Genomic DNA, 25,438 nt, shown 5'->3' with positions numbered 1-25,438 from the left:
AGCAGCAAGAGATAAACTTACACCAACCCACGCTAAAACGCAAACCCACCAAAAATAAACACCCCAAAACCATTGAAAACAAGCCAAAACACCGGCGTGTCGAAAAACGCAAAAAAGCACCCAAAAAAGCATGCTATCCAATATCGAATTTATAAAAACTTTTTAAAAAATAATAAATTTCTTAAAAAATACGCAAAAATAGGATAAAAATACGCAAAAAATCACTAACGCTCACGCGTCAACGCGCATATTAAAGATTTCTGCCAGACCTGCAATATCTGGCTCACCATATTTCGCGACCAATTGCATCCACTTATTAGCATTGTCTTCACCAAATCGCGCAGCCTTGCGACGATAAGCGTCAACTGTCAAAAAACGAGGAGGAATTGATTTGCTGTTATATTTATCCGCAACCATAACAATTTCTTGCTCAACTGTTTGCGGAATATAGTCTTCAGCAGGAAGAGGCAAATTTTGCGCAACAACTTGCTCTCGAGTCAAACCAACTCCAGTATGATTGCGCGCAAATTGCGCAGCGTCCTCGCTAAAACCATTATCAATTAAATATTTATATCCGCGCAAACCGTGCAAAATATAATTCGGCCCATCAAAGCGCAATATGCCACCAGCGTTGCTACTGCCATCACTTTCAAGAACAAAATACGTGCCAATATCGTGCAACAATCCACCTATTAAAGCTGCGTATTCATCAATATACTGTTTTGGAGCTAATCCACCACTGATCGCAGGTAATATTGCATAACTATCTCCAACAAGCTCCTGAAGGCAATTTTTTGCTAATTCAGCACGCTTACGCAAAGTGTCACTCATTTGAGGAGCATGATTTTCAGATGACAAAAGCATATTGCAATGATGAGCAATTTGCCAAGAGATTGTCGATATTACAACACAATGACCGTGAATAAGCTCATAAGCAGCAGAAGATGGTGCAGTTGCTTTATGCAATTTCTCTACTTCACTAAAATCAGGTAAATTAGCGAGTTTTATCGAGTTGCAATTAAGTATGCTTTCTGCACCATTTTCCATTTTTAAGACTCTTCCTTAAGATTCTTCCTTAAGATTATTTTTTGCGCTCTTTTCAGTTGCAGCGCTCTTTTCAATTGCAGAATTCTTTTCAATTGCAATGCTTTTTTTGGATTCCACACTATTCGCATCATCTATGCGAGCAGCATCCTCCACAGCTTGTACAACAGCATGCGTCACATTCGCTGCATCGATATTTGCTACGTCTTTATTAGGCTTCTCCGCGCTAACTTTTTTTGTCTCTTTAATTGGAACTGGGCTAATTTTCCCAGTATTGGCAAGTTTTTCGTCAGCAAACATCACATTAGCAGCCGCAATATCTCGTGCATTCATAACAGCAGTTTGCTCAGCGTCAGTAGGTCTAATATCTTTCGCAACGTGAATATTAGTCTCAACTGCTGAAGCACCTTGCAAAGATTGAACTGCTCGCTGAGAGCAGTCTTCACGCTTCAAACGCGGAGGCCTGCGAGTAGAAACAAACAACGGTTGCACTTCAACAACCGGATTGTACGGAGCCAAACCAAACCATTTAACAGGCGTACCAGCAACATGCCTAATTGCATATTTCATCTTTAGAGATAACGCTCCACGCACAGAAATATTAGATTCCGGCATCAACGCTTTGTGCAACAGCACGTAACGAATTGGTCCAATATCTGGATCTGCATCAACCTTTGGATACACAGATTTTTGACGAGGAAGCTCGCCCGTGTGAGACAAATCGTGCATGATTTGGTGAAGATACGCTGGTATAGAAGGCGACACTTTAAATCCGAGCTTAATTTTTACGCGGAATAAGTAGTCAGTACCGAAATTCTCTACACAATACTCACGAGTAAACGGAGCGTCATCTGTTTCTACAGAAACAGCCCACCAAGCTCTAGCTCGCTTTGGGTGATCAGCAAAAATGGAGAAGAAGATTCCAGTATCGAGACGCTTCATTTCACGATCGGAAGTCAAATACACAATATTGTCGGCGAAATACGGAATTCTAAAATCTCCATGCAACTTATCTAGCACAGGTAAGAAATCTTTCGGCTTCATGTGCAAACGTTGCGAACGTTCGATTTTAGTTCCGTCTTTCCAAGTGACCATAATGATCAAAATTGAAGCACCAAGCAGCATAGTAAACCAGCCACCGTGCATGAATTTCGCCATAGAAGCCACAAAGAACATCATCTCAATCATGAGGAATACAATTGCAAACACGAAAGCACCAAAATGCTTCTTTTGATACCACATGTGCACTGTGAGCAAAATAGTCGTAGCAAGCATAGTTAGAGTTAAAGCTAAACCGTATGCGCCAGAAATATGCTCAGAGTCGCGGAATACCGCAAGAACTGTGATAGTGGCAACACATAGAACAACGTTCACAACTGGAATATACAGCTGTCCACGAGTTCTAGCAGGATATCGCACTTGCAAATGAGGCATCCAATTTAGGCTTGTTGCCTCAGAAACCATCGTATATGCGCCTGTAATCAGCGCTTGAGAAGCAATAATGCCTGCAGTAACCGAAAGAATAACGGCAACATATCGTACATTCGGTTCAAGCATTTGGAAGAATGGGTTCAAGCCTTCTATTGACCATAACGCTTTATCGTTTTGATTTTTCAACATCCAAGCGCCTTGCCCAAAGTAATTCAGCAGCAAAGCAACTTTAATAAATGGCCAGGTTGCGTAAACATTACCTCTACCAACATGCCCCATATCGGAATATAACGCTTCAGCACCAGTAGTAGAAAGGAAGATCACGCCCATAACAGCTAATCCCTGCACATTGTGCGTGCTAAACAGGAATTTCACGCCATAAATTGGGTTAAGTGCTTCAAAAATAGCCCAATCTTGGTCAATATTCATAACGCCAACAAGCGCAAGAAAAGCGAACCAAAGCATCACAACAATGCCAAATACTTTGCCAATTCGCTCGGTTCCGCGCTGCTGTACAGAGAAAAGTATGACGATTATAACAATCGTAATCATCATCGACAAATTCTCATTTTCTAAGAATATTGGCTTAAACACTGCAATAGTACGCAAACCTTCAACTGCTGAAGAGATGGAAACTGCAGGAGTCAGCACAGAATCTGCCAAAAATGCGGCTCCACCAATCATTGCCGGTATTGCAAGCCACGCACCTTTTTTACGCAGAAGCGAATATAAAGCAAAAATGCCGCCCTCGCCTTTGTTGTCTGTTCTCATTGCAACAAATACGTATTTTACGGTTGTAATTAATGTGATTGACCAGAATAACAGCGAAAGCATGCCGTATATAGTTGCGCGATTTATGCTTTGTAAGCCACCTTGACCTGCTAAAAATGTTTGCGCAGTATAAAGCGGAGAAGTACCAATATCGCCATAAACAACGCCAAGAGCAACAATTGCCATTCCCAATGTAAAACGATCGGAACTGGTTTGCAATTTTGCCCACCATCTACCTAACGGACCTCGTACTGCACTAGCAACAAGCTTTTCTGCTTCTTTTACCTCTTGCGCTTGCTGTTGAGCTATTACTTTGCGCTCTTCACGCGTTGTCGTTTTTTTTGACACCTGAGGAGCCTTAGTAAACGAGGCAGCTCGCAATATAGCGTCCTTAGTGCTTTTTAAGGATTTAGTGCTTTTCTCGGAATCTTTCGCGCCGTTGCGAGGATCCTTTGTACTATCGTTTGACGGTACAGCAGTGCGTGACTTAGTCATGCTTAATTGTTCCTCCATATATGAGGCTTCTTCTTGATGCCAACAAGAAGTCGCATAAACCTCACACCTCACAGTTTTATTTCCGTACTTGGATATTGTATACAACAATAGTGCATCGCGCAAAAAATATTAAAAAATCCTTGAAAATTAAGGATTCTTATATTCCTAAAATTCGTAAATTTTTCGCGTATTTTCGCGTGTAACTTTCGCTGCTTGCAATAACGATATATTTAAAACTTCAGAAAGCGTTTCTAGCGTATAAGGAACCATATAAGGCGCGTTTGGACGTCCACGATACGGCATTGGCGTTAAATATGGAGCATCCGTTTCAACAGTTATATGATCTTTGCCAATTATTCGCGCAGATTCGCGTAATTCATCATTGCCTTTGTAACTTATAGTTCCAGAAAAACTTGCGTACCAGCCGTGCTCTTTCAATATTTCTGCTAAATCCACACCACCAGCATAGCTGTGAAATACTGTTCGCTCAGGAGCACCATCTTTTAGCAAGACTTTTACTACGTCTTCGTGAGCGTCACGATCGTGAATTTGCAAAGGCAAGTTTAATTCTTTTGCGAGCGCAATGTGGTCGCGGAAAGCCTGTATTTGTGCTTCTCGCGCAGACTCTCCCGTACGAAAGTAGTCTAAACCGGTTTCACCTATTGCCACTACTTCTTTTGGATGCGCAATTACTAGCGAACGCAAATGTTGCATAGCTTCGTCAAATGGAATATCGTGATACGGCTTATAAACTATCGGCAGTCCGTCAGGGCCTTTAGCTCCTTTGTGACCGTGTAATACTGCTTCGTTTGGATGTATTGCTATTGCTGCGCGAACTGAATTTTCATGCGTTTGAGCAAACTTAATCGTCGGCTCCCAATCTGGATATTCACATCCGACTTCTAGCATGTGCGAAACGCCTGATGATTTTGCTTGAGCTACTAAGTCGTCTGCAGTAGGTTCCGCTATTACATCGCGACCTTTTTCTGCTAATTCTTGATTTAGATTATGCGCAAAATCCACAACGCTAAGCATGTGCGTATGATCGTCTGCAATTGTTATTCCTTCTTGTAGCAGATTTTCCCATACTGCAGATTGCGATGCTAAAGCCGGCGCCCAATTATGTTCGCGATGATGTTTACTCATATTTTTAAGTCTACTCACAAACTCAACTGTCAATTTTTATTGCAATTATAAGTGTTTATAAAACTGTTTTGCGAATTGCATCATATTGCGATTTTACAAGACGATAATATGCTCCTCTTGCATCCATAAGCTCGTTATGAGTGCCTTTTTCAACAATTTCTCCATGATCGATTACGCAAATCAAATCTGCATTCTCAATCGTCGAAAGCCTATGCGCTATTACAAAAGATGTGCGATTTTTAAGTAATTGAGCTAATCCTGCTTGTAATGCTTCTTCTGTACGAGTATCAATATTGCTTGTTGCCTCGTCTAGAATAAGAATTCGCGGATTTGCAAGTAATACTCGCGCAAACGATATAAGCTGACGCTGACCTGCAGAAAGAGTGGCTCCTCGCTCTTCAATTTCAGTATCGTATCCGTTCGGTAATTCTTCAATAAATTCGTGAGCATGAACTGCGCGCGCTGCATTCTCAATTTCTTCATCAGTTGCATCGAGCTTTCCGTAGCGGATGTTCTCGCGTACGGTTCCACTGAAAATAAAGCTATCTTGCAACATTACGCCCATTTGTTTTCTAAGAGATGCGAGCGTTACTGAACGTACGTCGTACCCGTCTATAGTAATTGAGCCTTCTGAAACATCGTAGAATCTAGAAAGAAGACTTACAAGAGTTGTTTTTCCTGCGCCAGTAGGTCCCACAAGAGCTACAGTAGCGCCAGGATTAATATGCAAATCAACCAAGTTTAATATTGGCCTTCCATCTTCTTCGTAACGGAAAACAACGTCGTTTACGTCTACTTTTCCTTCGATTTGAGGCAATTGAATAGCATCTGGTTTATCTACAATATTTGGCTTAATTCTTAAAGTTTCAAAAATTCGTTCCAAATAAACTGAGCATGTTACAAGTTGCGTGTAGAAGTTTCCAATATTTACTACTGGATCCCAAAAAGTAGTCGAATACCAAACAAATGCTATAAGCGTACCCGTACTAACGTTCATTCCGCCTAAATTAGACACTCCAACGTAGTACAAAAGCGCTATTGCTGCAGTCTCAATAATTGAAGCGCCAGGCCAAAGTAACATTTGCACTCTAACGTTTCGCATCCAAGCAGTTCTTACTTCTGCTTGTTGCTCTTGGAAAGTAGCGTATGCTGTAGCTTCTCGCGCAAAAGTTTGAGTTGTTTTTACTCCTGCGATTGATTCGTGCAAATACGCATTTAAATTACTTTGTTTATTTGATAACTTTTTAGACGCTTTTCTTTGCAAAATTTGTAAAGTGCGTGTCCAAATTATAAATATTGGGAATAGCGCTAAGCTCCACAAAGCCATTCGCCAATCTATAACAAACATTGTTATCAATGTAATAATAAGCACAAAAACGTCGGAAAATACGTTAATTAAACCAGACGAAAGCGTGTCAGAAAGCGTATTGATGTAGTTTACAATGCGAATCAGGATTTTCCCGTGTGGACGCGAATCAAAATAGTCAAAAGATAATGATTGCACGTGCGTAAAAATATCTCGGCGCATGTCTTTGATTATCATCTGACCGATGCGCGTAATTGCTAAAGTTCTATACGCTAAACCGAGTTCATACAATATAATGAGCACTGCAAATACTGCAATAATTGCATATAAATAATTTACATTTTTCTGCGGCAACACAACGTCGATTAGCGTTTTTGTAATCATTGGCATTGCTGTCATAATTATGCTTCCGCTTATAACTACCATAATTACGAGTAGAAGTTTAGCAGTGTACGGCTTCATGTATTTTTTAACGCGCATAAGCTCATGCACGTTCACATGCTCTTCTTGTTCTTCATCTTCGCGATAAGTGTTTCGTTGCGCCATTTCTACTCCCCCTTCGTTTCGAATCCTGCAGATTTACCGCTTTGCAATCCAAGCTGCTTCCTGTAAATCTCCCAGTATCTTCCGTGTGCTGCCACAAGTTCTGCGTGCGTGCCACGTTCAACGATTTTGCCGTGATCTAGCACAACAATCATGTCTGCATCTTTAACGGATGAAATTCTGTGCGCAATAGTGATTACAGTGCGCGTGCCGTCGAGTTTCTTTAGCTCTTGTTGAATATGCTCTTCCGTTTCCATATCTACAGCAGAAGTTGTATCGTCCATAATCAAGATTGCAGGATTATTTGCCAATGCTCTAGCTAAGCTCAAACGCTGCTTTTGTCCACCAGAAAGACCTACGCCACGCTCACCTACTACTGTTTCATAGCCTTCTGGCATATTCATAATAAAATCGTCCGCTGCAGCAATTGTTGCCATCGTGCGAATAGTATTATCTAATTCCTTACAATTTTCTTTAGTTTGAGTTAATCCAAAACTAATATTTCCTGCAATAGTGTCCGAAAATAGGAATGTTTCCTGCGCAACTATGCTAACTTGGTTACGAACAGTTTCTAGCGGCCATTCGCGCACGTCTTTTCCATCAATTAAAACACGACCGCGCGTAGGATCGTAGAATCTTGCTATAAGACTTACGAGAGTTGATTTGCCGGAACCAGTTTCACCAAGAATACCCAGTTTGCTCCCAGCAGGAACGTTTAAATCAATATCTTTTAAAATTAGAGAGTCTTGATCATCTGGGAATGAAAAATCAACATGCTCAAAAGTAATTTTGCCTTTGATTTTAACTGTTTCGTCAGCTTCTTTTGGATGTTTAATATGCGATTCTTGCGTAAGAAGCTTGCGAATATTCACGCATCCTGCGTTAAAACGCTGCCAGTCGTTAATAAGCCATCCCGCCATTCGTACAGGCATGTGAAGCATCCAAAGGAAGCTGTTAAAAGTAACGAATGTGCCTAATGTCATGCTGCCGTTTAAAACAAGCCATCCGCCGAAACCAACTGTTATAAGCTCGAGCATAAAACCCATGCCATCAAGCCACGGCATGTATTTTTGGGTGTTTTTTGCAAGCGTAATATTGCGATTAAAATAGTCTTCGTTACACTCGTCGAATTTTTTAGTTTCGTAATCTTCGCGCACAAAAGCTTTTACTACGCGATTACCCTCGATATTTTCTTCAACCATTGAATTCATGCGCGCGAAGGATTCGCGAATTGCAAGGAACTTCGGTCTAGCTTTTTTGCCCATAATTTTTGCAAGCAGGAACAAAAATGGCGTAATTGCCATAAGTGCTAAAGCGAGCTTCCACTGAATTGAAAACATTATAACTAGCGCAAGCACGAACATTACTACGCAATCTAACGCCATATATGAAACCCAACTTAAAATATGGCGAATCGCATCTGTATCCGACGTCATTCGGCTCATAATATCGCCTGTGCGCGTGTGATTAAAGTACGTAAAATCGAGAGAATGAAGCTTCTCATACTCGTCGCTTACAAGGCGGTACACGGCGTTTTGGCCGAATCTTTCCATTTGAAGCTGGTAAATATATCTTGAGCCAACGCGAATAATCATCATTGCGACCATTAAAATGCATACGCTTATAAGTAGATTATGCTGTTTGCCAATAATGATTTTGTCTACAATAAAGCCCGAAAGCAACGGCATTGTCATTGCCATTGTGTCGTTAATTGTAAAAAGTACAAGCGATACGCCTACTCTCCACATGTCTGGCTTGCAGTATTGCAATACCCAGCGCACGTTACTCGCGTCTTTGCGTTTATTTGAATTGACATACATGCGCTGTTTTCCCCTTTGCTCACACAAATAAAAAAAAAATAAATCAATAAATAATTTTACATGCAAAAACAAAAACATGTGTTAAAGGTCAAAAGATAAAAAGAAGCCCGGCGAGAAGAGAAACCCGCCGGGGCAGAGAGAAAGAGAGAAGAAGGTTTCAATTATGGGGTTCGCGAACGAACCTCGCTAATGGCGAACCATTAACATATGTTAGTATAGCTAAACATTCGTCCAAAGAAAAGAGTTTTTTCCTTAAAATTTCCTTAAAATATTTTCTTTTAGAGAAACGTTCGCTAGGTTTTCTAATTTTACAATTTATTTATTGAAAATTTCAACCTATTCCCCATTATTTTCCAAAGATTTTTTTGCAGCAGCGAGTCTTTCTGCCTCGACACGCTGACGCTCAGATAAAGCAGATGCGAAACGCTCAAGCTCCTCCTCAACTGCTTCTTTTGGAATCTTGGCAAAAATAGGACTTGGCTTAGGCACAGGAGTACCTGCTACCAACTCCTCACTCTCCCAAGGATGAACAGTTTCTCCCAAGCGATAATCGCCCGTAATAATCGGATACTTAAAGTCTGGGTTATCCAAATCTTCAACTTCTTCAATATGAGGCAGAGGCGAGAATACGCCAGTTCCACCAAGCGCTTCCCAAACTTTTTGAGCTGCATGAGGCAAGAACGGCGCAAGAAGATGATTGGCATCCGAAACAGCTTGAGCTGCAACATGCAACACAGTACCAAGGCGCGCCTCATCGTCCTTAATCTTCCACGGCTCAGTTGCGGAAATATATTTATTAATATCCGCAACTACTCGCATTGCTTCAGCAAGAGCATTCTTCTGACGATGGCGCTCAATCAAACTACCAACCAAAGCAAAAGCATCAGAAGTTTGATCGAGAAGAGCGCGATCCATTGAAGTCATAGAATCTTCATCAAGAGGAGGAATTGCGCCAAAGTTCTTATTAATAAGATTTGCAACACGGTTGACAAGATTACCCCAACTTGCAGCAAGCTCTTCGTTATTGTGACGCACAAACTCAGCCCAAGTAAAATCTGCATCAGAATTTTCTGGACCCGCAATAGAAATGTAGTAACGCACAGCATCCACAGGGTAACGCGCCAAAATATCCTTCACATAAATCACAATTCCGCGTGAAGAACTGAACTTCTTGCCTTCCATAGTCATGAACTCAGAAGCAACAACCTGTTCAGGCATATTCAACGGGCCATAAACGCCAGCTTCGCCACCTTTAGAACCGGCACCATTGTAAGCAAGCATTTCTGAAGGCCAAATCTGAGAATGGAAAGTGATGTTATCTTTGCCCATAAAGTAGTAGCCAGGAGCCTTAGGATCACACCACCAATCACGCCATGCATCCGGCTTACCTTGACGACGAGCCCATTCAATAGATGCAGACAAGTATCCAATAACAGCATCAAACCAAACATATAAACGCTTATTTGGATTATCAATCCATCCTTCAACAGGAACAGGAATACCCCAATCAATATCGCGCGTAATAGCTCGCGGCTTTACTTCATTAAATAATCCAAGCGAGAAATTAATAACATTCGTGCGCCAACCTTCGCGAGAATGAAGCCAGTTAACATTCGCCTCAGCCAAAGCAGGCAGGTCTAGGAAATAATGCTCAGTTTCTTCAAAGCGCGGAGTTTCGCCATTAATTTTAGAAACTGGATTAATAAGCTCATCCGGATCAAGCTCGTTTCCACAAGCATCACATTGATCACCACGAGCACCATCTGCGCCACACAATGGGCATGTGCCTTCAATATAGCGATCTGGCAAAGTACGACCAGTTGAAGGAGAAATAGCAACCTTCTGAGTGCCCTTGTAAATATAGCCGTTCTTTAAGCATTGACGGAACATTTCTTGCACAACATGCTCATGATTTGCAGTGGTAGTACGCGTGAATAAATCGTAGCTCAAACCTAAATCGCACAAATCCTTAGTAATCACGCGATTATAACGATTAGCAAGCTCTTGCGCAGAAACGCCTTCCTTATCTGCTTCAACCAAAATAGGTGTGCCGTGCTCATCCGTGCCAGACACCATTAATACGTCATTGCCTTTCATGCGCTCGTAACGCGCATACACGTCTGACGGAACCCCGAAGCCTGCGACGTGACCAATATGACGAGGGCCGTTAGCATACGGCCAAGCAACATTCACCAAAATATGACTCATAGACAATTATTATCTTGTTCAACGCGGACAGTAGATAAGAACATTGCAAAACGAATCCCAAATATACAAGAAAAACACGCTGAATAACAAGCCTCATACGAGTTCATCCACATATCCACAAGTTATAAAAGCAGCCTGGAATTGAAGCAAATATGAACATAACCTCAACTTATGCACTACGAAACTTATCCGCTACAAAGCATGCATTACAAAGCATTCGCTAGAAAATATGCGTTAGAAAAACATGCATTAGAAAAACAACAATATGCGCGATACGCATTGTAAATAGTCGCGCTAAAAAATAAATACGCAGAAAGAAAGGATTGAGGAAAATTGAAAAAACAACAAAACATACGCGATTTATTGGATATTTGCGAAGAAGCACAAACGCAATTCCCGGAATTACTTGACGACAACCATTTACCGGGCCCAATGTGCATGAAAAAACTTTCTCAAATTGGCGTATTCAATAGGCTTGATTTAAATGCAGGATATTCAAATAAAACAGCTACTTCCACTCAAGGAAGAAGCAATATTGTAAGCAATCTTATGCCTACAGAAAGCATAGCCTGCTTATTTACTGCAGCATGGGTTTGGATAGGAGGCAATTTTCCTGAAAATATAGATGTTATTGATTACGGGCATAGAAGAAAAAAGCCGCACGGCCATGCAATACGCGCATTTCGAAGACACTTAAACAATGAAGAATACGTGATACTTGGAAAAATTAGAATAACAACGCCAGAACGAACAATTTGCGATTTAGCGTACACTCCAAGCGAAAACGAAGAGTACGAACCTTATAGAAAAGATATTGCTCACTTATTGATATCTAAATACAGCATTGACTTGCGAAAATGCAAACGCACTATTGACAGAAACCCATATTTCCCAGGCTCAATACATGCAAGAAATTGGATACGAAACATTGCGAAAGAAGCAAACAAACCATGGAAATGAAGAACTCTTATGCAACTAGAACAAACAGCCCTCCAAAACCACCTATAATACTCACGCCATCTGTTGCTATCGACCCTGCAACAAAAACGGAAGTGCTATGGTATATCGCGCAAAAAATACCTGAACTTCGAAAATGGATTATTGCAAACCCTTCAGCAGACGCGCAAATTTTAGAATATATTTCTCAACAAGGTGGGCCTGACGTTCGTTACAGTTTTGAAGTGCTATTTTCTGCGTATGACAGCAATGAATAGAAAGCAAAAAAATGGTAGCAAAGAGCAGAAATCTTACTTTTGATCAGGTTTATGCTCAAGACAAGACGCGTAAACTTGCTTACGATTAGCAAAAGATCCATCAGCAAACGGATGCTCTTTTACTACTTTCGTAATGGCTTCTTTTATGCGCAAGCCTTCAGATTCTGCACATTCAAGTGAAAGCTTTGCAAGAGCATCAATGCTTAAATCTGTGCTTTCAGACTGCACTTCTTCGTCACTTGCACCACCGATAACTAAAACTATTTCACCTCGAGGAGGATCCGCTAAAACACCATCGTGAATACTTTGCACAGTTCCACGACGAATTTCCTCAAAATCTTTTGTAAGTTCACGACATAACGCCATTGGACGATTAGAGCCAAGTACTGCCAATATGTCTTCCATTGCTTCTGCAATACGATGTGGAGCCTCATAAAATACTATTGTTCGTCGCTCGGCTTTAAGCGAGCGCAAATGTTGTTGACGCTCACCAGATTTACGAGGCAAAAAGCCTTCATAACAGAAGCGATCAGTTGGCAATCCAGAAAGAGCAAGCGCATCTAAAACTGCACTAGGACCAGGCGCGCAAGTAACAGGCAAATCGCGCTCTATTGCACGTCGAACAACAGCAAGACCTGGATCGTTAATTGTAGGCATACCTGCGTCTGAAACAACAAGAACAGTGCTACCTTGCTCAACTTTGTCTAGCAAACCATCTGCCTTGTTGCGCTCATTATGATCGTGATATGCGATTACGCTACCAGAAACATGTACGCCAAGGCGATTCGCTAAATCATAAAGCCTACGCGTGTCTTCAGCAGCAACAATATCAGCAGTTTCAAGAAGATTAATTAATCGTGCAGAAGCGTCTGACATATTCCCAATAGGCGTAGCAGCTAAAACAACCTTACCTAAACTATCTTCTTCGTTACACATCTTGAATCTCCTTATAAAACTTCTTAAAACTCTACACGAATTTATAAAAGAACGCACTTACAAAGCGAGGTATTTGATTAGAATTATGCTTAGTGTAATTGCAATATAAGCGAAACGAAAAGAGACACTATGAAGATTATAAATCAGAAAATAAAAAGTACAGATGGAAGCGATGCGCAGCTTATTGGATATATTTTAGACGATAATTTAGATAGCGAAGGCTTGCAAAACCGTCCTGCAATTCTAATTTTGCCAGGCGGAGGTTTCTTGCGCGTCTCGAATCGTGAAGCAGAACCTGTTGCTATGAAGTTTGCTGCAGAAGGATTCCACACTTTTGTGTTGCGATACTCGCTTACTCCAAGCACATACCCAACTCAGCTTTTAGAAGCCGCAGAAGCGATGAGCTTAATCCGCAAAAACGCAAAAGAATGGCACGTAGATGCGCAAAAAGTTGCAATTATTGGATTCTCCGCTGGAGGGCATGTGGCTGCAAATCTTGCAACTAGCGTTAGCGACGAAGTTGAGGAAGCAAACGGGTATGTTGCTGATGACGTGCGTCCAAATGCTCTTATGCTCGCATATCCTGTTATTTCTGCTGGAAAATATGCGCATAAGCCAACGTTCGATCGTCTATTTGGAGAAGTTAGCGACGAAGAGCGAACTGAACTTGTCAATAAACTTTCGCTTGAAAATCACGTGGACCGCAAAACTCCACCTGTATTTGTATGGCAAACCATTACTGATCAAACAGTTCCAGTAGAAAATTCAATAATGTTTGTGAACGCTTGCGTTGAAGCTGGAGTAAGTGTTGAAGCGTACCTGTTCCCTAAAGGACCGCACGGCTTAGCTTTGGCAGTTAAAGAAACAGCAAAACGCGACGAAAACGGAAATGTGCTTACTGAATTTGTGCAGCCAGAAGTTCAGCAGTGGGTTAAGCTTGCTTGCGATTGGTTGCATCGCACTTTTGCGTGCTAATCAACCTGCCTTAGTGCTTTGTTTTAGATTCGTTACATTTGCCTCATAAATGAAGCAAATGTAACGAAAATCAGCCTAAAAACGTTACATTTGTCTCGCAATTAAAGCAATCACACGATTTTTGGCATTGGAGTAGTTAGTGAAGATGTGAGATTTACTTGCACAACTCCAGCTCCAGCGTGAACTTCCACTTTCTTCAATGTCACAGTGCGCTCTTCAGCAGGCTTATGATCGTCGTCAGTCATAGTTGCAGGAGATTTAACAGCAACTAGCGCAAGACTGTTAAAATCAACGCCAGCATTCGCGCACAAATCCTCAGCTGCGGATAACGAATCTTCAAAACCAGCTTTTTCAATCACACGTTCAGTTGGAACACCGTAAGCTTCTGCACACAGCAAGTTAACGCGATCCAAAAGCGCTTGACCTCTGCGACTTTCTGGAACTTTCGTTTCAACATCATCAGTTATTGCAGACACAAAATCGTCAAGCTGATCTGCCAAACCATCTCCACCATCGCGGAATAAATTGCCAACAATCGGCTTTCTGAATCCTAAAGACTTAGCTTGTTCCAACAATTCAGGCACTTGATCATCCTCGCCTTCCCACAAATTAATCAACGGGAACGTAGGGATATTAAGAGATTCCAAACGAGAAACATGGAATGGGTAACGCCAAGCCAAAGTTTCGTCATCTCGCCAAGTAGTTGCGCGAGTAACTACAACTGCAGCGGCAGGCCACTTTGCACCAAACTCGCGAGCAGCAATATCTAACCACTTTTGAGCACCAGCATCCGTGCCATAACCTGCTTCCACAACCACAACATCATGCTCAGCGCAAGCCATTTCAACGCTTACAAGGCTTGGAATACCAAGCGAAACGTTCGCAAACGGACCACAATGTACGTAGATTGGAGAACCATTAATCGTCTCAGTTTTTGCAGGCTTTACAGCGTCGGCAAGAATATTTGTAATTCGCCACAAATCCACAAACTCGCCAAACTTAACAGGCTTACCGTCTTTTGTGCCAGCAATCATTGAAGAAACACGATTAGAAATCTCGTCCATACTGCGCGACAACACTACGATTTGCATGAGCTCGCAAGTTGGCGTCAAAACAACGCGCTCAGGAACAGTACCCTTGCCAAAATCAACAGCAATGCTTCGCAAAGATCGCGAAGGAACTTCACTAACTCGAGGAACTAAAATAGTATCAATAACACCCTCGTCGACTGCTTTTTCCGCAAACGACACAAGCAAATTCTGCGCGCAAGCAATAGCAGCCATTTCACCACACAGACCCCAGTCAATTAGTTCAGGGTGAGAAAGCGAAGACTTACCGCCACCACTCGCGCCACCTTTAGAACCAGCGGCTGTAATGCCCATGCTCGGCTGACGAAGAACTGCAGCTGCGTCCACACCGCGCTCACGCAATGCATCAACTAACGCAATAGTTGTAGTTGTTTTACCTTCTCCGCGAGAAGCTTTTAAAGGAGTATCAGCAGTAACAAGCAGAACTTTACCGCACTTCCTAGGCTCCTCTGGATGTTGCTTTAAATAATCCAAATAGCCAAAGGCATCAATTTTTTTAACCAAACCGAATGTTGTAGTGTATGAATCAAGAATGCTCATGTACCCCTCTTTCATAGGCATATTGGCACAACTATGCATGCGGATAATGTTAATTACATGATTCATACTATACGATTGTTTGCTCGTAGCATAGGCACCACACGCAATATCTATACGCGCTATTAGCAACGTCTATAGCAAAATAACAAAAGATAACAAAAATGCCTTCCGCATGAAATAAAAAGTTCATTTCTTAGGAAGGCACTTGAGTTATTAAATTATTTTCGTAAGTTTTTCTGTATCAATTTACGAAAACTTATTTAATTGCATTTCAGTGATCGGAACGATTAAAACCATTCTTCATACGCATGCTAGTGATGTACAGCACTGTGTCAAGCAAAGAATCGGTTTCTTTCTTCAACTTTGCTGCCATATCGTCATTCGCTTCTGCCAAAGCCTCGCGCACTTTGTCGTTACGAAGCTCTGCAATAATAGCTTCAGGATCGCGAACTAAATCATCGTAATCTTCGCCTTCATCACCTTCACGCTCTGGCTCGTAATCAGCCAAATCAACGCCAAGAATATCTGCCACGGCAGCATCCGTAGACTTGACCATTGCATGGCCAAGGGAACCGACAGCTTCCTGGTAGCGCTCAATCGCGTTTGCAGTGTCGTTAAATGCGGCATCAGCAAGAGCTGCAATAATACGATTCTCCCAATAGAAGTTTTCGCTTGTTACGCGAGTAGTCGTATCTTCCAAATACTTTGGAGTGCGATTTACGTTTGGATAGAACGGGATCAAAGAATTGAAAGGATTAGAACCGTAAGTAATCCACTGAATTGCACGCATTGCTTCCGGCATGTAAGGGCGGATTTGCATTACAGCAAGCTCGCTTTGACGGTTAATTCCGATTGGACGCAACATGTGACGAGTATGCTCATCTCCAAGCTTGCCGTAAGGATCATACTCAGTGCCCTGATAGTGAGAGCTCAAAACGTACTTAACGTCTTCAATTGTTACCTTACGCTCAGGCTGGCGAGCCCAAGGAATATCGTTGCTGTCCGGACGATGGTCAGCATCTTTACCATCCCACACTTCGTCATAAGGATTCAAGAAGCGCTCCATAAACCATGCGCGAGGAGTGTTGTAAACATGATCAGAATCCGAATGAGAGCCGAATGCATCGCGCGGATTGAAAGGAGAAGCGTTTTCCACAGACAAATCCAAGTGATTTTCTTCAATAAACTCAAGCAAATCAGCAGAGCACATATGCTCTTCTTGAGCATCAAAAGCATCGTCCAAATCAAACTCGTCAATTCCAAGCTGGTTTGGCATAACAACATAAGCTTCATCTGGCACGCGCTTAGCAATCCAATGATGACCGCCAACAGTTTCGAACCACCAAATCTCGTTCACATCCGAAAACGCAACGCCGTTCATCTCGTAAGTGCCGTACTTTTCAAGCAATGCACCCAAACGCTCAACGCCTTCGCGAGCGCTACGAATATAAGGCAAAACAAGCGTTAAGAAGTCTTCTTCACCAATTCCACCCGGCACTTCCGGCTTATAGTCAGCATCCCCAACTTTGCCTTGTTCTTTTTGAAGCTCAACCATTGGGTCTGCGCCTAACACGCGCTCGTTGGATGTGAGCGTTTCAGTTGCGCTCATTGCCACGTTTGCTTCGTTAACGCCAGCTTCTCCCCAAATTCCTTCGCGCAAGTCTGCATTTGGCACGCTTGTGTATTGCATTGGATTATCCGGCAACTCAACTGTTACGTGGCTAAGAACAGACTTATAAACGCGAGGCTGATCTTCAGGCTTTACTACCACTAAACGCTTTGGATTAAACTCGCCATTTGCTGAGTCTTCATTGCGCGCAATAAGTGTGGATCCGTCGTAACTTGCTTTTCGACCAACAAGAATTGTTGTGCATGCCATATTTGCATCCCCTGTTTTTAGATTTTATATTTTATTTTTATATTTATTACTGTTTGATTCTAACGCTTAGGCGTTAACTGCTCCCATAATTGGTTGCTCTAGCGCTTGCGTTTAGGCTTTACCAGTAAGGAACATGCCACCAGCGTCTACACCTGAAGTTACGTTTCTCACTTCGCGCAACAATTCATTCATATAGAATCCCGGCTTAAGGTTTGGCAAAGGCTTTTCTGTGCCAAAAACTTCAAACATATATTCGTGATCTTTATCAGGAGGCTGAGGGCCGTTGTAACGCATAGTAATTGCTGGATCATTGCAACCAATAAATCTGCTTGCTTGCGAGTTGCGTCCTTGAAGAGCTTCCGGAATCATAGAAGTCATTGTGCGAGAAAAATCTTCCGGTATTTGCAAAGCGTGAGAATCGTTAAAATCAAACATTAACGCTTCAACAGGCACGTTTGCAGCAGTCCAGTGAATCCACTCAAAACCGCATACTGGGATTGCGTCGTCGTCAACAAAACGCCAATGCAAATAATGCACGAAAGATGGCATATTATCAACGTAAAACGGGAAAGAAACTACCGGCACTCCACTGATCTTATTCTGCTCCGGCGCAGCTTTAGAATAATCATCCGGAATGGTAGTGAAATCTGTAGAAATATTCATAATTTAAGTATCTACCATTACACAACACTAATCAACTGCGCGAGTAACAAATAAACGCAACGTTTGTGCAATCTAATTATTCAAGCGGATCGTGGCGCTCAAGCAAAAAACACTACAGAAACAACGCTAACTGCATAATTTGACGGTCAATATAAAACGTGCGCCCAGAAAAATCTAAACTGGGCGCATTAACTAAAATGTAATTTTTTTACCGTACTCTATTTATTTTGTAACAGCCTCCTCATGAGTTTCAGCAGCCTTAGCTGCCATAGCTGCTTTCTTAGCAGCACGCTCTTGCTTCTTAATTTCTTCAATGAACTCAGCATGCTTTACTGCAGGAAGCCAGCCAGTGTTAACAACCTTAACCTGCCATACCCAAGCCAAGGCAAACAGAATAACAGCAACAATAATCAAGCTTATAGCGCCAACGCCGGCACCGAGGTGAGCGAAGTTACCCACAACAGTACCAATCCAACCAAAGTCAGCATCGCCGAAGGTGGAGTTTGCCAAGCCGAAGGAACCCATAACAGTAAGCAATACTGCTGGAAGGAATGTAATAATTAAACCGTTAATAAAACCACCGAGAATAGCACCACGACGACCACCGGTTGCATTACCAAACACGCCTGCACCACCACCATCGAAGAAGTGAGGCACCATTCCTGGGAGAATCAATGCCAATCCCCAAGCTGGACCCATCCAAATTGCAATAAGTCCGAGAGCTACAAGACCTCCAACGAAGGAAGACAAGAAGCCAATAAGAGAAGCATTAGCACCGTATGGGAATACGATTGGAATATCCAATGCTGGACGAGCGCCTGGAACGACCTTGTTAGCAATACCCTGGAATGCAGGAACCAATTCACCTAAAATAATACGAACACCATAAAGGATGACACTAACACCAATTCCAAATTGCAGAGCCTGAGCAAAAGCCGCCATGTAGAAGGCACTATAATCCGTAGGGTGAGACGCGAAAATCTTGAAGAGTTCCTTTACTGGCAACACAACTGAAGCCCACACTGCGAATACCAAATACAGCACAACCATCAACAAAGTCGTGGAGACCATTGAATCACGCAAGAAGCTCAAACCCTTAGGGAAGTTGATATCTTCAGTAGACTTAGACTTCTTACCAACAGCAGCACCAACAGCACCAGAAACAATGTAGCTTAAAGAGTTAAAGTGACCGATCGAGAGCTTATCGCTACCAGTAATACGGTTCATAAAAGGCTGCGCAAAAGCTGGCAGAACAACCATAACCGTTGCCATAATGACAGAGCCGACAATAACAATAAGCAACTGGTTGCCTGCACCAAAACCAACGGAAAGAACTAGAGCCAAAAGCATAGACATAAACACCATGTGGTGACCAGTCAAGAATATGTACTTCAAAGGAGTAAAGCGTGCAGCAAGAAGCATAAGAACGAAGCTGAGCACAATAATGTATGCAGAAGTAGCACCGTACTGACCTGCAGCCTGAGCAGTAATAACCTCATTTGTAGGTACAACACCATGAGCACCAGTAGACTTCAAAACCAAGTCACCAAATGGAGCAAGTGCGCCAACAACAACGCCAGCACCTGCACCCAAAATGAGATAACCCATAGCAGCTTTTAAGCCGCCTGCAATCACTTGTCCTGCACTACGCTTGAGTGCGATAAGACCGATTGCCGCAATAATACCAATCAAATAAGCCGGCACATTCAAAATCTGCTGACTTATGAAATTTAAAACCTGAACTACAATGTTCATCTTATTTCCTTCTTTTTATTTAGAAAAGCGAATAGCGCATGAAATAACAGTACGACTATGCCAAAGCAGTAAGCACGTAATCAGCATAATCAAACGTTTATTTGTTACACATAATTTATGCGTAACGCTCAAGCACACCCTTTACCTCTTCAACATCCATGAAATTTTCAATTGTTTCTACAGGAGTGGTAGTGCCCTCAAGCTCTGGAGCAAGCTGAGGAGAAGTGAGCACAAGATCATTCATATTGGCAGTACCTTTTGCACTTCCAGCATCGGAAGTAGTAACTGTAACATCAAGACCTAAGTCTGCTGCCGCAGCCTCAACATTGATTTTTAAAAGTACAGACGTGCCAATGCCGTTTCCGCATACACATAGAATATTCATAGATAACCTCTTTCGTTGAGTTGTATTTTTTTAATTTTGCAAAATTAACTAATTCTTTAGTATTTAACTTTTAAGAATTGCGCGAATTTCTTTAGCGTTTTTTGCTTGCGCAAGTTCTCTAGTCTTCACAGGATTAGACAAAGCTGCAGCAACCGCGGACATAACGCCAATATGCTCATTTTCATCGTGACCTGCAAGACCAATTACTAAAGAGACCGGATCGTTGGCAGTGTTACCAAATTTAACAGGCGTACTTAAACGAATCCAGCTCAAACCACTTTTTAACACTGCTTCCGACGGGCGCGAATGCGCCAAAGCCAAGCCTGGGGCAATAACAATATACGGACCCATTTTTTCAACTGTCTCAATCATCTGATCCGTATATTCATCAGTAGTAAAGCCAGACTCCTTCAAAGCATTGCCCGCAAGACAAATAGCATCACGCCAATCTTTCGCTGCAATATCAAGGTTTACTGCAGAATCCGGGAGAAGCTCATCAATATCAGCACTCATATTTTCTCTTTTCTAAGCATGTTAATTATTCTTGATTATTTCTGATTGGTAATCGAATTTTTAATGTTTTTCGTAACAATCATATTTTGAATTACTCCCTTGGCTTATTCTTGCATGATTGAGTGGTAGAACTTTCCAGCTAAAGCCTCATGAGCTTTAGCTTTAGCTTCATCAAATGTAGTTTGAGCAAGTTCTGCTCGAACATCGTCCAAGGCAACTGGCGTCATAGAAAGCGAGTTAACACCGAGACCTGTGAGAACAACCGCTAAGTCTGGATCTGCTGCAGCTTCTCCACACACTCCGACTGGCATACCATGTGCGTTACCAGCGTCTGCAATCATTTTGATCGCACGCAACACTGCAGGGTGCCAAGCAGTTTGATAATTAGAAACAGACCCAAGGGTTCTATCTGCTGCAAGAGTGTATTGCGTCAAATCATTCGTTCCGATAGATACAAAATCAGCGACTTGAGCAACCTCCTCGGCAACAAGAGCGATAGAAGGCACCTCTGCCATAATGCCAACCTTTTTAAGACCTTTAGATTTACCAAGTTTTACAAAATATGCTGCTTCATGTTCGTCTGAAACCATTGGAGCCATCACCCATAAGTCAGCATTCGTCACAGCATCAGCACGAGATAATGCCTCCAGCTGACCATCTAGAACATCCATATGCTGTCTTAGAGTACGCAAACCTCGAAGTCCGAGAGCAGGATTTGGTTCATCTTCAGGAGTCAAGAATGGTAACGGTTTATCTGCTCCAGCATCAAGCAATCGAATAACAACTTTCTTGCCTTCAAACTGAGATAGTAACTCTGTATAAGATTCTGTTTGTTCTTCTATACTAGGCGGTTGCTCGTTACCAATAAACAGAAATTCCGTTCGGAATAGACCTACTCCTTCTGCTCCATACTCATGAGCAGTTGCAGCATCTGAGGGCTTTCCTACATTGGCTAAAAGAGGAATCAAATGACCATCGTTTGTACTTCCAGGCAATCCACGCAATTCACGAGCACGGCTTAAACGCTCACGAGACTCTTTAACATGCGCGATTTCTTCTTCACTAGGACTGCTTATAACATGACCATTAACGGCATCTACTACAACAATTTGATGATTCTTCAGCTGAGAGGCATCGTGCGCTCCAACAACAGCAACAATCCCACGAGCACGAGCAAGAATAGCAGTGTGACTTGTAGGACCACCATCAAGAGTGACAATTGCCTGAACCTTGCTTAAATCAAGTGAAGCTGTATCAGCAGGTGAAAGATCCCTAGCAACCAGCACAAAAGGCGAATCACTTTCCGGCACACCAGGAGCTTCAACACCAATCAAAGATGCAATAACACGCTGGCCAACATCATGCAAATCTCCTGCACGCTCAGCCATGTAACCACCAAGATTACGCAACATGTCTTCAAATTGTGCGAACCCTTCCCAAGTGGCACGTTCAGCTGTTTTCCCCTTATCAATACCAGATTCAATTGCACTTATTAACGCTGGATCGATGGCCATCTGTGCAAGAGCTTGCATAATTGGTGCTGCTTTTCGAGTCCCCTCATCCTTTGCTTCAAGAGCCTCACTTGCACGATGGCTTAGGTCTTTATTTACTTCATTTAAAGCATTTTTAACAGCCTTTTTTGCATCCTCAGCCAACACACTAACAGCACGAGGAGAATCCTCTGGCTCATGCAAAGCAGGTGCCATACACAATACTTCACCATATGCCATCGAGAGCCCAATGCCAACACCAGTGATTACCATACTTAAAACCCTCCTTTAGGTTTAGAAACTTTATTACGGCCGCAACGCCGCATAAGCATTTCTTGTAGGTAAACGTTTCTTACTAATGAAACTATACACCATTAAAAACGTTGTTACAACAAGTGAAAACGTTTTCTGTATTTTTCAATTAATTATGCTACACTTAATGTTGAAAATAGCAAACAAAAAACCTTAAGAAAAAAAAAATATGGTTTGCTTTTATATGAAAAATAAAAATAAAAGCAGAATTTGTTAATTATTATTCAAAGGAGAAAAAATGGCAATTGCAACTCGTACTGTTACTATTGAAGACCCAGTTGGAATACATGCTCGCCCAGCGTCAGAATTTTCTCAAGCCGCGATGTCCTCAAATTGCATTGTAACGATTGCGAAAGGCGAAGGTACCCCTGTAAGTGCGAATAGCATTCTTTCAATTATGGGATTGGGTATTACTAAAGGAGATTCAATCACAATTACCGTTGATGGTGAAGACGCTGAAAATGTAGCTAACAATCTTGTCGATGTAGTCACGAAAGGCGAATAATATAAATAAATAAGTGTACATAAACTGACAAATAAATAATATTCAATTTGCGGTGCTGTTTACCAATAATTACAGCACCGCACTTATTCGGGGGCAAATATGACAAATCAAACTAATCAAAACGCCTCCATAACTCATGTAGCAGCTCTTGCAAAAGTTTCAATTGCAACAGTATCTCGTGTACTTTCTGGTAGACGAGCCAAAGATGACGATATCGCAAAACGCGTAAGGAAAGCCGCAGAGCAGCTTAATTATTCAGTAAATTATGCAGCAAGCGCATTAAGAAGTGACACAACTAATACAATCGGCGTAGTAATAGGCACAAGCAACGTAGATGATTCATTCAGTGTAAATATGCTTTCTGCATTGGATGAAGCAGCTCATGAAATAGATAAAATACTTCTTGTTGGAACTGGAAAAGACGCAGAAGCTCAAGAAGAACGCATAGAAGAGCTTATCGGTCATAATGTTGACAGTCTTATTGTCATGCCATCTAACAATAGTGATTTAACAAAAACACTTGAAAACTACGTTGACAATCTTCCCATTGTGCAAATTGGTGGCACTGCTACTTCATTCCACGTCAATTGGGTTGGCATGGATCAAGAATCAATGATGGAAGCTGCTTTAATACATCTTTCGCATCACGATGCCCATAATATTGCTTATTTAAGTGGAAATGTTGACTCCACACAAAGCGCAAACCTATTTGCCAATTTTCAGACTGCTGCAAGCCGATTAAGTTTACTTTCTGAGCCAGATTGGACAACTTTTGGAGAACTTACTTATCAACGTGGATTCAAGGATACAATGCGGCTTTTTTCTGATTCTACTGCTAAGCAATCTCGCAAACCAGACGCTGTTATTTGCGCAAATGACGCTGTCGCACTTGGAGCACTTCTAGCTTTAGATGAGCTTTCTTTGCAAGTTCCGCAGGATGTTCTCGTAATAGGTTACGGAGATAGCAGACAGGCAGAAATATCTGAACCAAAGCTTTCTTCAATCCGTCCTCCGTACCAGCAAATTGCACGCGAAGCAATCCGCCTAACCGCTGTCAACAAATCAGAGCAACATTGGTTACCTGCACATATGGAGTTTAGACCGGAAATCATGCGACGCGAATCAACAAATTCACCAAGAATAGGCACAAGCGATATGTCACTTCCGTGGAGGATATGATACTTTTGTATTTTATTGACTTTGCAAAAGTGAGCAAAATAGTGCTTCAAAAACAAGAGTTGCGTTACCATTTCTCGAAAGCCGACGACGAGCAGTAGCAATGCTGTCGACACAACCCAAGGCACTACTTGCTGTCATGCTTTGTGCCAACTGGATAATTCTAGACTTGTATTCCTGATTTATAATTGGCGAAGACTTTTGCGCGTCGTTAATAACAACTAAAACATCTCTATACACGCTATCGATTGCATCAAGAGAACGGCATAACACGTCACGGCTTACACGAGTTACTTTACGTTTTACGTCATCCTTTTTTCCAATTGCATTGTAGAGTGCGCGCAATTTGGGCGGAATACGATCCTCATCGCCTAATCCGTTAATCCTGCGAAATTCTTTTTGTTGATCCTCAACATTTCGCTGAACCTCATCTTCTGCTTGTGCTTTTGCATCGTCAATAAGCATTGCAGCAAGCATAATTGCGTCGGCAGCATCATGCATACGAAGCAATCCTGCAACAAGCTCATCTCGCCTACTTAAAGCACGCTCATCGCTTGCGTAAATAAAAGCAGTTGCTATATTTCCTTGAGAAAGCCTGGCTGCACGATTTGCTAGCTTATTATCCGCATCCGTTTTTTTAGTAAGATATTCTGCTATAGACTGCTCATTTGGAGTAGCTAATTGCACAAGTTGCGTACGCGAACGAATTGTTGGAAGCACATCCATAACACTTGAAGCGCATAAAAGCCAAATCGTATGCTCGCTTGGCTCTTCAATCTCTTTAAGAAGAACGTTCGTGCTACGTTCCAACATTCTGTCAACATCTTCAATAATTATGATTCGCCAAGGAGCAGTGCTAGGCATCTGCTCAGAAATCCCAATTGCCTCACGTACATCGTCAATACTAAGAGTTACGCCTTTTGTTGCAAGCGTATGCACATCAGGATGCGATCCTGCTAAAACTTCTTTGGCAGTTTTACTAAGCTCACCTTCGCCGCTAATTCCATCACTGCCTTCTCCATGATCAGGACTTTCGAGAGCTGCAGCGAAAGCGCGCGCAACTTGCGCACTACCGAAGCCAGCAGCTCCGCAAATCAGCCAAGATTGCGCTATTTTGCTAGCATCCGCACAAGCAATTTTTCGCAGTCTAGAAACTACCTGTTCTTGCCCAATAACGCTATCCCACACACTCATCGCTTCACCCCCTGCATAGCTTCTTTACTTCTTCACTTTATAAAGTTCG

General features: G+C 42.1%; 20 protein-coding genes. 5 read left to right on the top strand and 15 right to left on the bottom strand.

Annotation, left to right across the window (positions count from 1 at the left end; all coding sequences use genetic code 11):
* Positions 1 to 231: 231 nt before the first annotated feature.
* The 6 genes from ACJV2T_RS05430 to metG all read right to left on the bottom strand — a co-directional run bounded on the left by ACJV2T_RS05430 (position 232) and on the right by metG (position 10,764).
* Entirely contained in the window at positions 232 to 1,047 is an 816-nt protein-coding gene (locus ACJV2T_RS05430; RefSeq protein ID WP_415687697.1) for an HD domain-containing protein, read from the bottom strand.
* 15 nt (positions 1,048 to 1,062) lie between these two features.
* On the bottom strand, positions 1,063 to 3,741 hold the full coding sequence (locus ACJV2T_RS05425; RefSeq protein WP_419399372.1) for a KUP/HAK/KT family potassium transporter: 2,679 nt from the start codon (positions 3,739 to 3,741) through the stop codon (positions 1,063 to 1,065).
* A gap of 165 nt (positions 3,742 to 3,906) precedes the next feature.
* Complete coding sequence (locus ACJV2T_RS05420) at positions 3,907 to 4,887, bottom strand: TatD family hydrolase (protein ID WP_419399371.1); 981 nt, start codon at positions 4,885 to 4,887, stop codon at positions 3,907 to 3,909.
* Between the two features lie 55 nt (positions 4,888 to 4,942).
* Positions 4,943 to 6,739, bottom strand: a complete 1,797-nt coding sequence (locus ACJV2T_RS05415) for an ABC transporter ATP-binding protein (RefSeq protein ID WP_419399370.1) — start codon at positions 6,737 to 6,739, stop codon at positions 4,943 to 4,945.
* 2 nt (positions 6,740 to 6,741) lie between these two features.
* Complete coding sequence (locus tag ACJV2T_RS05410) at positions 6,742 to 8,556, bottom strand: ABC transporter ATP-binding protein (RefSeq protein WP_419399369.1); 1,815 nt, start codon at positions 8,554 to 8,556, stop codon at positions 6,742 to 6,744.
* Between the two features lie 336 nt (positions 8,557 to 8,892).
* The gene (metG, locus tag ACJV2T_RS05405) at positions 8,893 to 10,764 is read right to left on the bottom strand and encodes a methionine--tRNA ligase (protein ID WP_419399368.1); all 1,872 of its coding nucleotides are present in this window, start codon (positions 10,762 to 10,764) and stop codon (positions 8,893 to 8,895) included.
* A gap of 333 nt (positions 10,765 to 11,097) precedes the next feature.
* Here metG and ACJV2T_RS05400 point away from each other — a divergent pair, with 333 nt between their 5' ends.
* Together ACJV2T_RS05400 and ACJV2T_RS05395 are read left to right on the top strand one after the other, a co-directional pair.
* Positions 11,098 to 11,724 (top strand): hypothetical protein, encoded by a 627-nt coding sequence (locus ACJV2T_RS05400; protein ID WP_415687685.1) that lies wholly within the window; start codon positions 11,098 to 11,100, stop codon positions 11,722 to 11,724.
* A complete protein-coding gene (locus ACJV2T_RS05395) occupies positions 11,715 to 11,978 on the top strand; it encodes a variant leucine-rich repeat-containing protein (RefSeq protein WP_419399367.1) in 264 nt (87 codons plus the stop codon). The genes ACJV2T_RS05400 and ACJV2T_RS05395 overlap by 10 nt, the downstream gene beginning before the upstream one ends.
* A 33-nt stretch (positions 11,979 to 12,011) precedes the next feature.
* Here the strand turns inward: ACJV2T_RS05395 and rsmI are convergent, their stop codons facing one another.
* Entirely contained in the window at positions 12,012 to 12,914 is a 903-nt protein-coding gene (rsmI, locus tag ACJV2T_RS05390) for a 16S rRNA (cytidine(1402)-2'-O)-methyltransferase (protein ID WP_119527538.1), read from the bottom strand.
* A gap of 129 nt (positions 12,915 to 13,043) precedes the next feature.
* Here rsmI and ACJV2T_RS05385 point away from each other — a divergent pair, with 129 nt between their 5' ends.
* Positions 13,044 to 13,889, top strand: a complete 846-nt coding sequence (locus ACJV2T_RS05385; protein WP_419399366.1) for an alpha/beta hydrolase — start codon at positions 13,044 to 13,046, stop codon at positions 13,887 to 13,889.
* 110 nt (positions 13,890 to 13,999) lie between these two features.
* Here the strand turns inward: ACJV2T_RS05385 and ACJV2T_RS05380 are convergent, their stop codons facing one another.
* From ACJV2T_RS05380 to ptsP, 7 genes are all read right to left on the bottom strand, one after another.
* Positions 14,000 to 15,517: a formate--tetrahydrofolate ligase gene (locus tag ACJV2T_RS05380; protein WP_415683116.1), complete on the bottom strand. Its 1,518-nt coding sequence runs from the start codon at positions 15,515 to 15,517 to the stop codon at positions 14,000 to 14,002.
* 271 nt (positions 15,518 to 15,788) lie between these two features.
* A complete protein-coding gene (locus ACJV2T_RS05375; RefSeq protein WP_415687678.1) occupies positions 15,789 to 17,396 on the bottom strand; it encodes a C69 family dipeptidase in 1,608 nt (535 codons plus the stop codon).
* A gap of 111 nt (positions 17,397 to 17,507) precedes the next feature.
* Entirely contained in the window at positions 17,508 to 18,059 is a 552-nt protein-coding gene (locus ACJV2T_RS05370) for a YbhB/YbcL family Raf kinase inhibitor-like protein (protein WP_101886199.1), read from the bottom strand.
* A 222-nt stretch (positions 18,060 to 18,281) separates the two neighbouring features.
* On the bottom strand, positions 18,282 to 19,814 hold the full coding sequence (locus tag ACJV2T_RS05365) for a PTS ascorbate transporter subunit IIC (protein ID WP_391496046.1): 1,533 nt from the start codon (positions 19,812 to 19,814) through the stop codon (positions 18,282 to 18,284).
* 115 nt (positions 19,815 to 19,929) lie between these two features.
* Entirely contained in the window at positions 19,930 to 20,199 is a 270-nt protein-coding gene (locus tag ACJV2T_RS05360; RefSeq protein ID WP_004104746.1) for a PTS sugar transporter subunit IIB, read from the bottom strand.
* A gap of 63 nt (positions 20,200 to 20,262) precedes the next feature.
* Positions 20,263 to 20,712, bottom strand: coding sequence for a PTS sugar transporter subunit IIA (locus tag ACJV2T_RS05355; RefSeq protein ID WP_004108034.1), 450 nt, complete (start codon positions 20,710 to 20,712; stop codon positions 20,263 to 20,265).
* A gap of 104 nt (positions 20,713 to 20,816) precedes the next feature.
* Positions 20,817 to 22,475, bottom strand: coding sequence for a phosphoenolpyruvate--protein phosphotransferase (gene ptsP / locus ACJV2T_RS05350; RefSeq protein ID WP_419399365.1), 1,659 nt, complete (start codon positions 22,473 to 22,475; stop codon positions 20,817 to 20,819).
* 277 nt (positions 22,476 to 22,752) lie between these two features.
* On the opposite strand from ptsP, the gene ACJV2T_RS05345 reads away from it, so the two are divergent.
* Both ACJV2T_RS05345 and ACJV2T_RS05340 read left to right on the top strand, forming a co-directional pair.
* Positions 22,753 to 23,019 (top strand): HPr family phosphocarrier protein, encoded by a 267-nt coding sequence (locus ACJV2T_RS05345; protein ID WP_004108039.1) that lies wholly within the window; start codon positions 22,753 to 22,755, stop codon positions 23,017 to 23,019.
* A gap of 99 nt (positions 23,020 to 23,118) precedes the next feature.
* Positions 23,119 to 24,198, top strand: a complete 1,080-nt coding sequence (locus tag ACJV2T_RS05340; protein ID WP_004108041.1) for a LacI family DNA-binding transcriptional regulator — start codon at positions 23,119 to 23,121, stop codon at positions 24,196 to 24,198.
* A 12-nt stretch (positions 24,199 to 24,210) separates the two neighbouring features.
* On the opposite strand, the gene ACJV2T_RS05335 is transcribed toward ACJV2T_RS05340, so the two are convergent.
* The gene (locus ACJV2T_RS05335; protein ID WP_419399364.1) at positions 24,211 to 25,389 is read right to left on the bottom strand and encodes a DNA polymerase III subunit delta'; all 1,179 of its coding nucleotides are present in this window, start codon (positions 25,387 to 25,389) and stop codon (positions 24,211 to 24,213) included.
* Positions 25,390 to 25,438 lie beyond the last annotated feature (49 nt).

It is taken from the genome of Gardnerella phocaeensis, assembly GCF_048545075.1.
GTDB classification, from domain to species: domain Bacteria; phylum Actinomycetota; class Actinomycetes; order Actinomycetales; family Bifidobacteriaceae; genus Bifidobacterium; species Bifidobacterium vaginale_J.
This window is presented reverse-complemented; position numbering and strand designations above follow the sequence as displayed.